The 13,898-nt window shown below is 70.4% G+C and carries 10 protein-coding genes and 2 pseudogenes; 3 read left to right on the top strand and 9 right to left on the bottom strand.

Features of this window, described 5'->3' with window-relative positions; genetic code table 11:
• Positions 1-112 precede the first annotated feature (112 nt).
• From cimA to ureA, 5 genes are all read right to left on the bottom strand, one after another.
• Complete coding sequence (gene cimA / locus OTB20_RS33640) at positions 113-1,750, bottom strand: citramalate synthase (protein ID WP_267823401.1); 1,638 nt, start codon at positions 1,748-1,750, stop codon at positions 113-115.
• Between the two features lie 295 nt (positions 1,751-2,045).
• Complete coding sequence (locus OTB20_RS33645; RefSeq protein ID WP_267823403.1) at positions 2,046-2,654, bottom strand: TetR/AcrR family transcriptional regulator; 609 nt, start codon at positions 2,652-2,654, stop codon at positions 2,046-2,048.
• A 33-nt stretch (positions 2,655-2,687) separates the two neighbouring features.
• Positions 2,688-3,725, bottom strand: a complete 1,038-nt coding sequence (locus OTB20_RS33650; RefSeq protein ID WP_267823405.1) for an agmatine deiminase family protein — start codon at positions 3,723-3,725, stop codon at positions 2,688-2,690.
• Positions 3,726-3,754: 29 nt separating this feature from the next.
• Positions 3,755-5,497: an urease subunit alpha gene (locus OTB20_RS33655; protein WP_267823407.1), complete on the bottom strand. Its 1,743-nt coding sequence runs from the start codon at positions 5,495-5,497 to the stop codon at positions 3,755-3,757.
• A complete protein-coding gene (gene ureA, locus OTB20_RS33660; RefSeq protein WP_267823409.1) occupies positions 5,494-6,294 on the bottom strand; it encodes an urease subunit gamma in 801 nt (266 codons plus the stop codon). The genes OTB20_RS33655 and ureA overlap by 4 nt, the downstream gene beginning before the upstream one ends.
• 156 nt (positions 6,295-6,450) lie before the next feature.
• On the opposite strand from ureA, the gene OTB20_RS33665 reads away from it, so the two are divergent.
• Positions 6,451-7,869 (top strand): cytosine permease, encoded by a 1,419-nt coding sequence (locus OTB20_RS33665; RefSeq protein WP_267823410.1) that lies wholly within the window; start codon positions 6,451-6,453, stop codon positions 7,867-7,869.
• Between the two features lie 76 nt (positions 7,870-7,945).
• On the opposite strand, the gene OTB20_RS33670 is transcribed toward OTB20_RS33665, so the two are convergent.
• From OTB20_RS33670 to OTB20_RS33685, 4 genes and pseudogenes are all read right to left on the bottom strand, one after another.
• Positions 7,946-9,046 carry a branched-chain amino acid aminotransferase gene (locus tag OTB20_RS33670; RefSeq protein WP_267823412.1) on the bottom strand — a complete coding sequence of 367 codons (1,101 nt, stop codon included), beginning with the start codon at positions 9,044-9,046 and terminating at the stop codon, positions 7,946-7,948.
• 231 nt (positions 9,047-9,277) lie between these two features.
• Positions 9,278-10,318 carry a 3-isopropylmalate dehydrogenase gene (locus OTB20_RS33675; protein ID WP_267823414.1) on the bottom strand — a complete coding sequence of 347 codons (1,041 nt, stop codon included), beginning with the start codon at positions 10,316-10,318 and terminating at the stop codon, positions 9,278-9,280.
• 102 nt (positions 10,319-10,420) lie between these two features.
• Positions 10,421-10,555, bottom strand: a complete 135-nt coding sequence (locus OTB20_RS33680; RefSeq protein WP_267753587.1) for a hypothetical protein — start codon at positions 10,553-10,555, stop codon at positions 10,421-10,423.
• A gap of 260 nt (positions 10,556-10,815) precedes the next feature.
• Positions 10,816-11,037: pseudogene (locus tag OTB20_RS33685) on the bottom strand (LysR substrate-binding domain-containing protein); the annotation flags it as partial.
• A gap of 19 nt (positions 11,038-11,056) precedes the next feature.
• Here OTB20_RS33685 and OTB20_RS33690 point away from each other — a divergent pair.
• Both OTB20_RS33690 and OTB20_RS33695 read left to right on the top strand, forming a co-directional pair.
• Positions 11,057-11,464: pseudogene (locus tag OTB20_RS33690) on the top strand (zinc-binding dehydrogenase); the annotation flags it as partial.
• A 119-nt stretch (positions 11,465-11,583) separates the two neighbouring features.
• A complete protein-coding gene (locus OTB20_RS33695) occupies positions 11,584-13,614 on the top strand; it encodes a phosphocholine-specific phospholipase C (RefSeq protein ID WP_267823416.1) in 2,031 nt (676 codons plus the stop codon).
• Positions 13,615-13,898: the final 284 nt, after the last annotated feature.

Below are 13,898 nucleotides of genomic sequence, written 5' to 3' on the forward strand. Positions count from 1 at the left end.
CCATGACGCTACCCGAACGGGTGGAATCCTGTGTGAGTGGGACATAAGGGCCAATGAGCCAATGCCCCCGCCGTCTCACCCCGCCGGAGCACGGCGAGACGGCGCCGGCGACCTACTCCGCCGGCTCCACGCCCGCGCGCAGGAGGCCGAAGGTGAAGGCGTCTTCCAGCGCCTGCCAGGAGGCCGCGATGACGTTCTGGGCGACGCCGACCGTGTTCCATTCGCGGGTGCCGTCCGTCGTGGAGATCAGCACGCGGGTCGTGGACTCCGTGCCGTGCTTGCCCTCCAGGATGCGGACCTTGTAGTCGATCAGCTCGAACTTCGCGAGCTGGGGGTAGAAGCCCTCGAGCGCGACCCGCAGGGCGCGGTCCAGTGCGTTGACCGGGCCGTTGCCCTCCGCCGTGGCGACGATCCGCTCACCCTTGGCCCACAGCTTCACCGTGGCCTCGTTGGCGTGCGTGCCGTCGGGGCGGTCCTCGACGATGGCCCGCCAGGACTCGATGCGGAAGTACTTGCGCGCCCGGCCCTCCACCTCGGCGCGCAGCAGCAGCTCGAAGGAGGCGTCGGCGGCCTCGTACGTGTAGCCCTGGAGCTCCCGCTCCTTGACCCGCTCCACCACCCGGGAGACCAGCGCGCGGTCCCCGCCGAGGTCGACCCCGAGCTCCTTGCCCTTGAGCTCGATGGAGGCCCGGCCGGCCATGTCGGAGACGAGCATCCGCATGGTGTTTCCGACCCGCTCGGGGTCGATGTGCTGGTACAGGTCCGGGTCGACCTTGATGGCCGAGGCGTGCAGGCCCGCCTTGTGCGCGAAGGCGGAGACGCCGACGTAGGGCTGGTGCGTGGAGGGGGTGAGGTTGACGACCTCCGCGATGGCGTGCGAGATCCGGGTCATCTCGGCGAGGGCGCCCACCGGGAGGACCGTGCGGCCGTACTTGATCTCCAGCGCGGCGACGACCGGGAAGAGGTTGGCGTTGCCGACCCGCTCGCCGTAGCCGTTCGCGGTGCACTGGACGTGGGTGGCGCCGGCGTCGACGGCGGCCAGCGTGTTGGCGACGGCGCAGCCGGTGTCGTCCTGGGTGTGGATGCCCAGGCGCGCACCGGTGTCGGCCAGCACGGTCGCGACGGTCGCGGTGATCTGCGCGGGCAGCATGCCGCCGTTGGTGTCGCAGAGGACCACGACGTCGGCGCCGGCCTCGTGGGCGGCGCGTACGACGGACTTCGCGTACTCGGCATTGGCCCGGTAGCCGTCGAAGAAGTGCTCGCAGTCGACGAAGACCCGGCGGCCCTGGGAGACGAGGTACGCGACGGTGTCGCGGACCATCTCCAGGTTCTCCTCGAGGGTGGTGCGCAGGGCGAGCTCGACGTGCCGGTCGTGCGACTTGGCGACCAGGGTGATCACCGGGGCGCCGGACTCCAGCAGTGCGCGGACCTGCGGGTCGGTGGCGGCCGAACCGTTCGCCCGGCGGGTGGCGCCGAAGGCCACGAGCTGGGCGTGCTTGAAGTCGATCTCCGCGCGGGCACGGGCGAAGAACTCCGTGTCGCGGGGGTTGGCGCCGGGCCAGCCGCCCTCGATGAACCCCACCCCGAAGTCGTCCAGGTGCCGGGCGATCGTCAGCTTGTCCGCCACCGTGAGGTTGATGCCCTCACGCTGCGCGCCGTCGCGCAGGGTCGTGTCGAAGACGTGGAACCCGTCATCGGGGCCGGGGCCCGAAGCCGGCGCAGTCGGCTCGGTCGCCTCTGTCGTCGTCATGCTGATCTGACTCCTGTCGGATGAATGGTTCCGGATACCCGCCCGAGGGGCAGGCCGCCGTCACTGCCCCCATCATCGCGCGCTGTCCGCTCCGGCATGATCTGGTCCGGAAAACGAAAAAACCTCTCGCGGGTGCGAGAGGTCTGCGCGCGGGTCCGAGGCACGGTGGCCGCTTCCGCGAAGTTCTTTCGCGGCTCAGCGGCCACTGGGGACCGGCGCGCTGCTGTCCATAATCATGAGCTGAGCAGGCACGTCGGCAGTCTGACACAGCGGGCCGCGGATGTGGACGCACGTCTCACGATACGAGCGCCTCGTCGAGGAATTCCGAGACGTGCCCCAGGATGTCGCCCCGCCCTATCCCGGGCAGGCCCACGGCGACCTGGATGCTGAACCCGTCGAGCAGCGCCCGCAGCCGCGCCGCGAAGCGGTCCGGATCGACCGTGCGGAACTCTCCGCGCGAGATGCCCTCGGCAAGCAGGGCCACCAGGTCACGGTGCCAGGCGCCCTCGATGGCCCCCTGCCGGTCCCGCTCCCCCTGTCCGGCGTTCTGCGAGCGGTTCCAGACCTCCAGCCACAGCGTCCAGTGCGGGTCCCGGGGGCCCTCGGGCACGTACAGGTCCACGTACGCCTGCAGCCGCTCGCGCGCCGGGCCCCGGCGGGACAGCAGGGCGCGGCGCCGGGTGCCGAGCGCCGCCTCGCTCCACTCCAGGGTCTGCAGCAGGAGCTCGTCCTTGGTGCGGAAGTAGTAGAGGAGGTGGCCGCTGCTCATGCCGACCTGGCGGCCCAGGCCCGCCATGGTCAGGCCGTCGAGGCCGCGTTCGGCGATGGTGGCCATGGCGGCGACCAGTACGTCCTCGCGCGGCGGCGCGTTCTTGCGCGCGGCGCGTACTTCACCCGCCACCATGGCCCACTCCTCGTCCCGGCCGCCCTCGCGGGCTCAGACCTTCGGCTGCTGCTGGGTGATGCAGTGGATACCGCCACCCCCGGCGAAAATCGTACGTGCGTCGACGAGCGTCACGGTCCGCTCGGGGAACAGACCGCGGAAGATCTCCGCCGCCTCCTCGTCGCGCGGGTCGTCGAAGGCGCACAGAACCACGCCGCCGTTGCACAGGTAGTGGTTGATGTAGGAGTAGTCCACCCACTCCCCGTCCTCTTCCAGCACGGTCGGCGCCGGGATCTCCACGACCTCCAGCTGCCGGCCCCGGGCATCGGTGGACGCGCGCAGGATGGCGGCGATGGTCCTGCCGCGCTCGTGGTCCGGGTGGGCCGGGTCGGGCTGGCTGTGGACCATGACCACGCCGGGCCGGGCGAAGGCGGCGACGATGTCCACGTGGCCCTGGGTGCCGTAGGTGCCGTAGTCGCCGGCCAGGCCGTACGGGAGCCAGATCGCCTTGGTGGTGCCCAGGTGGGCGTGGATCTCGGCCTCGACCTGCTCGCGCGACCAGTCGGGGTTGCGGCCCTTTCCGAGCTGCACGGTGTCGGTGAGGAGCACGGTGCCCTCGCCGTCGACGTGGAGGGCGCCGCCCTCGTTGACCAGCGGGGTGCTGTAGGTGCGGGTCCCGAGGATGCCGGAGATCTGCCGGGCGATCTGCGAGTCGTGGTCCCAGCGGGCCCAGTCCTGGGCGCCCCAGCCGTTGAAGGTCCAGTCGACGGCGGCCAGCTCGCCGGCGTCGTTGGTGACGAAGGTCGGACCGATGTCACGCATCCAGGCGTCGTCGAGCGCGCGCTCGACCAGCTCTACGTCTTCGCCGACGATCGCGCGGGCGCTGTCCCCGTCCCCGGGCGAGACCACGAGGGTCACGGGCTCGTACGCGCGGACCGCGCGGGCGACGGCGCCCCAGGCCTGGCGGGCTTCGGCGAGCTCCTGCTCGTTGGTGAAGGTGGGGTTCAGGCTGGGCCAGGCCATCCAGGTGCGCTCGTGGGGCATCCACTCGGCGGGCATCCGGAATCCGGCGTTCACGGGCTGTGCGGTCATGGCAGGAGGTCCTTACGGGCTGTGCTGACTTACAAGAAGTACAGGCGGTTGAGGGAGACCGAATCGGCGGCTTCGGAACGCAGCGGCTCCCCGTCGAGGGAGACGAGTCCGCTGCGCGCGTCCACATCGACCGCGCCCACCCGGGAGTTCAGGAGGAGGTCCCCCGGCCCGATGCCCCGGGTGCCGCGGACGGCGACCCGGCGCCTGCGGGTCGGCATCTCGTCGCTGCCGAGGGCTGCCGCGGCGGCCGATACGAAGGCGACGGAGATATCGGCTGCCGTGGCCCCGTAGGAGCCGAACTGCGGTCCGAGGACCAGCGGTTCACAGGTGTCGGTGGCGGCGTTGGGGTCGCCGGTGACCCCGTAGGCCGGGAAGCCGGACTTGAGGACCAGCTGCGGCTTGGCGCCGAAGAACTGGGGGCGCCAGAGCACGATGTCGGCGAGCTTGCCGACCTCGATGGAGCCGATCTCGTGGGCCAGGCCGTGGGCGATGGCCGGGTTGATGGTCAGCTTGGCCATGTAGCGCAGCACGCGGGCGTTGTCGTCGCCCTCGCCGTCGCCGGCCAGCGGTCCCAGCTCGCCCTTCATCTTGGCGGCCATGGCGAAGGTGCGGCGGATGGTCTCGCCGGCGCGGCCCATGCCCTGGGCGTCGGAGGAGGTGATCCCGATCGCGCCGAGGTCGTGCAGGACGTCCTCGGCCCCCATCGTGCCGGCGCGGATCCGGTCGCGGGCCATGGCCGCGTCTCCGGGCAGGTCCGGCTTGAGGTCGTGGACGGAGACGATCATGCCGTAGTGCTCGGCGACCGCGTCGCGGCCGAAGGGCAGCGTCGGGTTGGTGGAGGAGCCGATGACGTTCGGCACGCCCGCCATCTTCAGGACGTTGGGGACGTGGCCGCCACCGCAGCCCTCGATGTGGAAGGCGTGGATGGTACGGCCGTCGAGCACCCGCAGGGTGTCCTCGACCGAGAGGCATTCGTTGAGCCCGTCGCTGTGCAGGGCGACCTGTACGTCGTACTCCTCGGCCACGCGCAGGGCGGTGTCCAGGGCACGGGTGTGGGCGCCCATGTCCTCGTGGACCTTGAAGCCCGAGGCGCCGCCCTCGGCGAGGGCCTCGATCAGCGGGGCCGGGTCCGAGGAGGAACCCCGGGCCAGGAACCCGATGTTGACGGGCCAGGCGTCGAAGGCGTTGAAGGCGTGCTTCAGCGCCCACGGGGAGTTGACGCCGACGCCCCAGACCGGGCCGAACTCCTGCCCGATGATCGTGGTGACCCCGGACGCCAGCGAAGCCTCCATGATGCGCGGGGAGAGCAGGTGCACGTGGGTGTCCACGGCGCCGGCGGTGGCGATCATGCCCTCGCCGGAGACGATGCTCGTGCCCGTGCCGACCACGACGTCGACCCCGTCGAGGGTGTCCGGGTTGCCGGCCCGGCCGATCGCGTGGATGCGGCCCTCACGGATGCCGATGGAGACCTTGCGGATGCCGAGGACGGCGTCGATGACCAGCACGTTGCTGATCACCACGTCGCAGGTGTCGCGGACGGCGGCGGCTTTGAGGTGCAGTCCGTCGCGCGCCGTCTTGCCGAAACCGGCCAGGAACTCGTCCCCGGGCTTCTGCGAGTCCGACTCCACACGGACGGTCAGCCCGGAGTCGCCGAGCCGGACCCGGTCCCCGGCCCGGGGGCCGAAGACGGAGGCGTACTCGTGCGGGTCGATGTGCCGGCTGCCGGGTGCGCAGTGCGCGCTGTGGTCGGTGTGGGGGGTCTGCCGGCTCATGCGGTCGTCCCTTCCGGGCGGTCGTTGGCGTCGGTCTGGCCGGCCGGGGTCGCAGGGGTGCCCGGGGAGGCCGGGGTGACGGGGGAGGCCGAAGTGACCGGGGTCTGCCCGTCCTGGGCGGCGCCCAGGTAACCGCACGCCGCCGCCCGCTCCAGCGCGAGCGATTTGGCGCCCGGGGCGTCCAGGGGTCCGTCGACCAGCCCCGCGAACCCGATCGCGATGCGGTCCCCGCCGATGGGGACGAGGCCGACTTCCCCCTCGCCGTGCGGGTCGAACCGGACGGACGAGCCGGCCGGTACGCACAGGCGCATTCCGTACGCCGCCGCGCGGTCGAAGTCGAGGCGCGGGTTGGCCTCGAAGAAGTGGAAGTGGGAGGTGACGCTCACCGGGACCGGGGCGGTGTTGCGCACGTGCAGGTGGACCGTGGGCTCCGGCTGGGGCGCTCCGGGGCCGGGTACGACCGCGCCCGGGGCGTCCTCGCCCAGGCCGGCGGCGCCCCGGATCGGGGACGAGACCACCGCGAGGCGGGATCCGTCGTCGAAGACGGCCTCCACGTGCACCTCGGTGACCACATCACTGACGCCGGGCAGCACATCGGCGGGGCCCAGCACGGAGCTGGCCTCCTCGATGGCCTCGGCCAGTCGTTTGCCGTCGCGGGCGGCCTCGCAGACCGTGTCCGCGATGAGCGCGGTGGCCTCCGGGACGTTGAGCCTCAGTCCGCGGGCCCGCCGGGCCCTGGCCAGTTCCGCAGCGCTGCGGAGAAGCAGCCGGTCGCGCTCCGTAGGGGTCAGCCGCACGCCGATCCACCACCCTTTGAGTCGATGGGTTAGAGCATCACTCTAACTCTTCATTTCCTGGCAATGAAGCATTGACCTGAGACCAGGGCTTAGGCCACATTGAGTGTCGCTCAAACAATGCATTGCCACCCCCCGCCCTGCCAAGGGAGTCCCCCTATGCCCATCGAACAGCGCGGAGTCGACACCATCCCGGAGGAGGAGCGGACGAGCGGTCCCCGTGACCTGATCTCGATCCTCCTCGGCTCCAATCTCTGCCTCGGTGTGATCGTCTTCGGCTGGCTGCCCCCGTCCTTCGGACTGGGACTGTGGCCGTCGGTCACCGCCATCGTGACCGGCACCCTCGTCGGCATCGCCTTCACCGCGCCGCTGGCGCTCGTCTCCCTGCGCACGGGGACCAACCTGTCCACCTCCAGCGGCGCCCAGTTCGGCGTCCGCGGCCGGCTCGTCGGCTCGGTGGTCGGCCTGCTGCTCTCGCTCGGCTACACCGCGCTGACCCTGTGGATAGGCGGCGACGTGATGGTCGGCACCCTGTCCCGGCTCACCGGACTGCCGGACACCGGCCTCTCCCGGGCCGTGATGTACGGCGTACTCGCCGCGTGCACCGTCGTCGGAGCCGTCTTCGGCTACCGACTGCTGCTGCGCATGAGCAAGGTGCTCTCCATCGGCATGGTGGTGCTGCTGGCCGTCGGCATATACGCCTACGCCCCGGACTTCACCGCCGCCGCGCCCGTGGACACCTATCTGCTGGGCTCCTTCTGGCCGACCTGGCTGCTTGCCGCCGTCGCAGCCGGGCTCAGCGGGCCCGTCGCCTTCATCACCCTGCTCGGCGACTACACCCGCTACGTCTCCCCCACGAAGCACAGCTCCCGCAAGGTCTTCTGGGCCACCTGCTTCGGCCTGCTGATCGGCCTCCTGATCCCGCAGCTGTTCGGCACCTACACCGCGCTCGCCGCCAAAGCCGGCGCCGAGTACGCCGGGCCGCTGGTCGAGGCCGCGCCGTTCTGGTACCTGGTCCCGCTGCTCGCCGCCGCCGCGGCCGGTTCGGTGGGCAACGCCGGGCTGATGCTCTACTCCATGGGCCTCGACCTCGACGCCATCATCCCCAAGGCCACCCGGACCAAGGCCACCGTGATCGCCGCGGCCGTCGCCACCGCCTTCGTGTTCATCGGCTCCTTCTCGTGGGACGTGCAGTCCGCGATGACCTCGTTCGTGCTGCTGCTGACCGCGATCGGCACCCCGTGGGCCGTGGTCACCCTCATCGGCTACGTCCGCTGCCGCGGCCGGTACGACGCCGACGCCCTCCAGGTCTTCAACCGCCGCTCGGTGGGTGGGATCTACTGGTACCGCGGCGGCTGGAACGTGGCCGCCACCCTCTCCTGGGTGATCGGCGCGGGCGTCGGCCTGCTCGCCGTGACCACCCCGTTCTACGAGGGCCCCCTGCTGGCCCTGACCGGTGGCGTGGACTGCTCCTTCGTCCTGTCCGGCCTCGCCGGCGGCCTGGTCTACACGGCACTGACCGCCCGCACCGCCCCCGCCCCGGCGCCCGCCGCCGCCGAGGAGCCGGTCGCCGCGTAGGACTCCCCCGTACGCACGAAGGCCCGCGCCCCCTCCTCGCAGGGGCGCGGGCCTTCGTGCGTACGGCTTGCGGGTTCTAGCCGAGCGGGTGCATCCAGCCGTGGGTGTCGGCGTTGTGGCCGGTCTGGAGGTCCAGCAGCGCCTTGCGGAGCTTCATGGTGACCTCGCCGGGCTCGCCGTTGCCCTGGGTCCAGTTGGCGCGCTCCGACTTGACGGAGCCGACGGGGGTGATCACGGCGGCGGTACCGCAGGCGAAGACCTCGGTCAGCGTGCCGTTCTCGTTGTCGCGCTTCCAGTCCTCGGTGGTGATCCGGCCTTCCTCGGCGGTGTAGCCGAGGTCGCGGGCGATGGTGAGGAGGGAGTCGCGGGTGATGCCGGGGAGGAGCGAGCCGGTGAGCTCGGGGGTGACGATCCGCTGCGCTTCGCCTTCCTGGCCGTAGACGAAGTAGAGGTTCATCCCGCCCATCTCCTCGATCCAGCGGTGCTCGACGGCGTCGAGCCAGACCACCTGGTCGCAGCCGTGCTCGGCGGCCTGAGCCTGCGCGACGAGCGAGGCGGCGTAGTTGCCGCCGGTCTTCGCGGCGCCGGTGCCGCCCTTGACCGCGCGCACGTACTCCTCGGAGAGCCAGACGGAGACGGGCTTGACCCCGCCGGGGAAGTACGCGCCGGCGGGCGAGGCGATGACGATGAAGAGGAACTCGTTGGCCGGGCGGACGCCGAGGCCGACCTCCGAGGCGAACATGAACGGCCGCAGGTAGAGCGAGGCCTCGCCGGAGTCCGGCACCCAGGCGCGGTCCTGCTTGATGAGCGCGTCGCAGGCCTCGATGAACAGCTCGGTCGGCAGCTCCGGCATCGCCATGCGGCGGGCGGAGGCCTGGAAGCGCTCGGCGTTCGCCTGCGGACGGAAGGTCGCGACGGTGCCGTCGGGCTGCTTGTAGGCCTTGAGCCCCTCGAAGATCGTCTGCGCGTAGTGCAGGGTCATGTTCGCCGGGTCCATCGACAGGGGCGCGTAGGGGACCAGCTCGGCGTCGTGCCAACCGCGGCCCTCGGTCCACTTGACCGTGACCATGTGGTCCGTGAAGTGGCGGCCGAAACCGGGGTTCGTCAGGATCGCTTCGCGCTCCGCGGCGGACAGGGGGTTCGAGGAGGGCTTCAGCTCGATCGTGGGCGTCGTCATGAGTGCTTGTCCTTCACCGGTTGTGTATGGCGGACCGCGCTCACGGCGTACTAGGACGTCCGAGCTTCCCCGTATTCCGCGGCCTCGCGTTCGATTATCGCGCGGGAGGGGGCTTCGGTGAAACGGGGTGATTGCGGCCCAGGAGAGATGGTGACACCCGGGGCCGCACAGGAAAAGCCGCCGGGTGCGGTGATCGCGACCCGGCGGCTTCCTTGAACTGGGGCTACCGGGTCAGCCGGCTACTCGAGCGGCGAGGGCGTCGCCGATCGCGTCGGTGGAGCGGAAGGTGCCGTCGCGCTCGGCCAGGTCGGCGCAGACCGCGTCCTCGATGCGGACGGCCTGGTCCTCGTAGCCGAGGTGGCGCAGCAGGAGGGCGACCGAGAGGATCGTCGCGGTCGGGTCGGCCTTGCCGGTGCCGGCGATGTCCGGGGCCGAGCCGTGGACGGGCTCGAACATGGACGGGAAGGCGCCGGTCGGGTTGATGTTGCCCGAGGCGGCCAGACCGATTCCGCCGGTCACGGCGGCGGCCAGGTCGGTGAGGATGTCACCGAAGAGGTTGTCCGTGACGATGACGTCGAAGCGCTCGGGCTGGGTGACGAAGAAGATCGTCGCGGCATCGACGTGCAGGTAGTCGGTGGTGACCTCGGGGTACTCCTGGCCGACCTTGTCGAAGATGTTCTTCCACAGGTGACCGGCGTACACGAGGACGTTGTTCTTGTGGACCAGCGTCAGCTTCTTGCGCGGGCGGCCGTTGGCACGCTCGTACGCGTCGCGGACCACGCGCTCGACACCGTAGGCCGTGTTGATGCTGACCTCGGTGGCCACCTCGGCCGGGGTACCGGTGCGCAGGCTGCCGCCGTTGCCGGTGTACGGGCCTTCGGTGCCCTCGCGGACCACGACGAAGTCGATCTCCGGACGGCCGGCGAGCGGGGTGGCCGTGTTGGGGAAGAGCTTCGACGGGCGCAGGTTGATGAAGTGGTCGAAGGCGAAGCGGAGCTTCAGCAGCAGACCGCGCTCCAGGACGCCCGACGGGACCGAGGGGTCGCCGATGGCGCCCAGCAGGATCGCGTCGTGGTGCTTGAGGGCCTCGAGCTCCGCCTCCGGGAGGGTTTCACCGGTGCGGTGCCAGCGCTGGGCGCCGAGGTCGTATTCCTGGGTCTCCAGCTTCACATCCTGGGGCAGGACCGCGGTAAGGACCTTGAGGCCCTGAGCCACGACTTCCTGGCCGATGCCATCACCGGGGATCACTGCGAGATTGATGCTGGTCGACATGGTGGAACCGTACTCCTTGTCCCACCCCTCAGACATCTTGCGTCCATCATGTGGACGCAAGATGTCCGGGCCGGGGAGCGCTCAACTGCAGGTGGCGGCAGGTCAGTGCCCGGTGGAGCCGCCGTTGTCGCGGCGGTCCAGCGCACGCTGCAGGGCGGCGGCGGCGTTCTTCCGGTCGACGTCCGCGGCGGCGGAGCGGCGGACGCGGCGGGCGGTGGTGGAAGCGGTGTGCGTCATGGTGATCGACTCCTTGAGATCACGGCGTGGCGGGGCCACGGATGAGGGGTTCCTTCAAGGCGCCGGAAGAGGCGGGGAGCGGTGCGCGACAGGGGTTGCCTGCCATGGGGCGCGCGCTCTCGACCGCCATTCGCCGGATCGGCGAGACGTTCGGCTTCTACAACGTAAGCCAGCTCCCGCTGTATGTCTCCGCAATTACTCGGACTTCCTACTATCTGAGACGCGAAACCCCTCGGAAGGCCTCCGTTCGTGGCTCCACTTCAGGCCTTGGAGGACCGAAGCTCCCTGCTCAGAGCCCTGACGGCGAGGGTGGCAGCCGATTCCGGCGTGGTGACGTATCCCACCTGCCTCACAGGCCCCGAGGGGCCCAGATCGGTGATCTCGACGTCCGCTCGCGCCTCCCTCAGCGACAGCTCCGGGAGAATCGCCATGCCGAGCCCGCGCCCGACCATGGTCAGCACCATCCCGTCGTCCCGCGCCTCCCGCGACCCGGGCCTCGCCGACGGGCCGGTCGGCGAGCAGCTCGCACAGGCCGCGCCCGACGGGATCGACGTCTACGTGGACAGCGTCGGCGGGGACCACCTGGAGGGCGCGATCGACGTGCTGCGCGAGTACGGGCGGATCGCCTGGGTCGGCGAGATCTCGATGTACAACGGCGACCGCTTCCCCGCGGCGCCCCGCAACCTCTTCGAGGTCGTACGCAAGTCGCCGCGCCTGGAAGGGGTATTGGTTCGCAATCACACCAATATGCAGGACGAGCTGGAGGACTTCCTCGTCCCGCACCTGCGCAGCGGCCGGATTGGTACCGACACCACCGTTGTGCAGGGATTTGCTCACACGGTGGACGCCTTCCGGGGCATGCTCCGGGGGGACAACCTGGGCAAAGCGCTCGTACGAATCAACGACTGAATCCGGCCGACCGGATGTTCACCGAGTTCTTACCGCACGGATGTAGACCTTTGACGCGGCTGCCGCCACTCTTGCGGTCAATGTGCCAGCGGGGCACTTGAGTTGGAGGCGAGTAGCCAGTGACACCTCTCAGCCGCAGGGGATTCGTGGGAATCGGTGCCGGGCTGATGGCAGGTGCCGCCCTGCCCGCGATCGCGCCGGCCTCGGCGGCCGCCGCGGCCGCGTCCGGCACGATCACCGACGTGAAGCACGTGGTGATCCTGATGCAGGAGAACCGCAGCTTCGACCACTACTTCGGCAAGCTGAAGGGTGTCCGCGGCTTCGGCGACCGCGCCGCCGGTAACATCCCGGGCGGCTGGGGCATGTTCAACCAGCCCAACTGGGGCGGCCGCCAGTACCCGTGGAAGCTCAGCTCCACCCCGCCGGTGGGCGGGGTGGACGGCGAGACCCTCGCCCAGTGCAACGGCGACCTCCCGCACAGCTGGAACTCGCAGCACGCGGCCTGGAACAAGGGCCGCCTGGACAACTTCGTCACCGGCGTCGGCAACACCCGCACCCTCGGGTACCTCGACCGCGGCGACATACCGTTCCACTACGGCATCGCCGACAACTACACGGTCTGCGACGCCTACTTCTGCTCCACCCTGAGCGCGACCGGCCCCAACCGCACCTTCCTGTGGAGCGGCAAGGTCGACGCGGGCAGCAAGGACGGCGGCGACGAGTCCGGGCTGACCTGGGAGACGTACGCCGAGGCCCTCCAGCGGGCCGGCATGAGCTGGAAGGTGTACCAGAACGCCCAGGACAACTACGGGGACAACGGGCTCGCCTACTTCAAGAAGTTCACGGACGCCGCCCCCGGCAACCCGCTGCGGGACCGCGGCATGGGCTCCGTCCCCAAGGTCACCGGCTCCACCCCCGACGACATCGCCGCCGCCATCCGCGCGGACGTCGTCGCGGGCACCCTGCCCCAGGTCTCCTGGGTCGTGGCGAACGAGGCCTTCTCCGAGCACCCGTACGCCCCGCCCGGTGACGGCGCGCACTTCGTCGACCTGGTCTACCGCGCTCTCTCGGCGAACCCGGAGGTCTTCGACTCCACCGTCCTCTTCCTCAACTACGACGAGAACGACGGCTTCTTCGACCACGTCCCGCCGCCGGTCGCCCCGCCCGGCACCCCCGGCGAGTACATCGACGGCGTCCCGATCGGGCTCGGCTTCCGCGTCCCGATGATCGTGATGTCGCCGTGGACCCGCGGCGGCTGGGTGAGCTCCGAGGTCTTCGACCACACCTCGGTGCTGCGCTTCATGGAGACGTGGACGGCCTCGCTCGGCACCCCGGCCACCTGTCCGAACATCAGCGCGTGGCGCCGCAAGGTCACCGGCGACCTGACGGGCGTCTTCGACTTCGCGCACCCGGTCTACGGGGTTCCCGCCGGCCTCCCGTCCACGGCCAAGGTCATCGGCCAGGCGACCTGCGGCCCGCTCTCCAACCCGGTGCCGCAGGACAACGCGCAGCCGGTGCAGGAGCCCGGGAACCGGCCCGCGCGGGCCCTTCCGTACCAGGTCAACGGCAACCTGGACCGCTTCGAGTTCGGGGCGGCCGGCAAGATCCTCGCCTGGTTCTCGATGACGAACACGGGCACCGAGGCGAAGCGGGCGGCGCACTTCTCGATCCACCCGCACCAGTACCGGGACACGGCCGCCTGGCAGTACACGGTGGACGCCGGCGCCACCTCGGCGGACTACTTCAACATCGGCACCGGCAGCGGCTCCGGCAAGTACGACATCTCGATGTACGGGCCGAACCGCTTCCTGCGGCGCTTCATCGGGGACGCCTCGAAGGCGGGCAAGGCGATCGAGGTCGCGGCCCGCTTCGCGGTGGAGCCGGGCACCGGCAAGACGGCGCTCTACCTCAAGATGACGAACACCTCCGCCTCGCCGGTCACCTTCACGATCCGTGCGAACGCCTACCGCACGGACGGCCCGTGGACGTACACCGTGCCGGCGAACTCCTCGCGCGAGGACTACTTCAACGCCGTCGCCTACCAGAACGGCTGGTACGACTTCACGCTCCTCGCCGACTCCGACGGCAGCTGGTCGCGCCGCTACACGGGCCACATCGAGACGGGCGCGCCGAGCATCACCGGCAGCTAGTGCTGTGGCCGGGAAGGTTTGCCGGGTCGCGGTGTCCGCTGCGGTGCATCGCAAGGCGGAGGGCCGAGGCTCGTACTGGACGTACTTGCCCGGTCCGACAACGCCGCGAGGTGCCGTGCCGGGCGCCGCGACCCGGTGAACCTTTCCGGTCACCGCACTAGGTCCTGTCTGGAGTTCAGATCATGAATGTGGTGCGATGCTGCGGAGCCAGAGCATCGCACCACACAGATGCAGGCCGGCCTCGTAGCTCTCTGGCGTCTTGTCGAAGCGGAACGCGATGCCGC

This window comes from Streptomyces sp. H27-H1 (genome assembly GCF_026627445.1).
GTDB lineage: Bacteria > Actinomycetota > Actinomycetes > Streptomycetales > Streptomycetaceae > Streptomyces.

What these genes read in the sequence shown, in the direction of transcription:
- OTB20_RS33665 (WP_267823410.1), top strand. Translation starts at nt 6,451, where the DNA reads ATGCCCATCGAACAGCGCGGAGTCGACACCATCCCGGAGGAGGAGCGG.
- OTB20_RS33670 (WP_267823412.1), bottom strand. Translation starts at nt 9,046, where the DNA reads ATGACGACGCCCACGATCGAGCTGAAGCCCTCCTCGAACCCCCTGTCC.
- OTB20_RS33650 (WP_267823405.1), bottom strand. Translation starts at nt 3,725, where the DNA reads ATGACCGCACAGCCCGTGAACGCCGGATTCCGGATGCCCGCCGAGTGG.
- OTB20_RS33645 (WP_267823403.1), bottom strand. Translation starts at nt 2,654, where the DNA reads ATGGTGGCGGGTGAAGTACGCGCCGCGCGCAAGAACGCGCCGCCGCGC.
- cimA (WP_267823401.1), bottom strand. Translation starts at nt 1,750, where the DNA reads ATGACGACGACAGAGGCGACCGAGCCGACTGCGCCGGCTTCGGGCCCC.
- OTB20_RS33675 (WP_267823414.1), bottom strand. Translation starts at nt 10,318, where the DNA reads ATGTCGACCAGCATCAATCTCGCAGTGATCCCCGGTGATGGCATCGGC.
- OTB20_RS33680 (WP_267753587.1), bottom strand. Translation starts at nt 10,555, where the DNA reads ATGACGCACACCGCTTCCACCACCGCCCGCCGCGTCCGCCGCTCCGCC.
- OTB20_RS33655 (WP_267823407.1), bottom strand. Translation starts at nt 5,497, where the DNA reads ATGAGCCGGCAGACCCCCCACACCGACCACAGCGCGCACTGCGCACCC.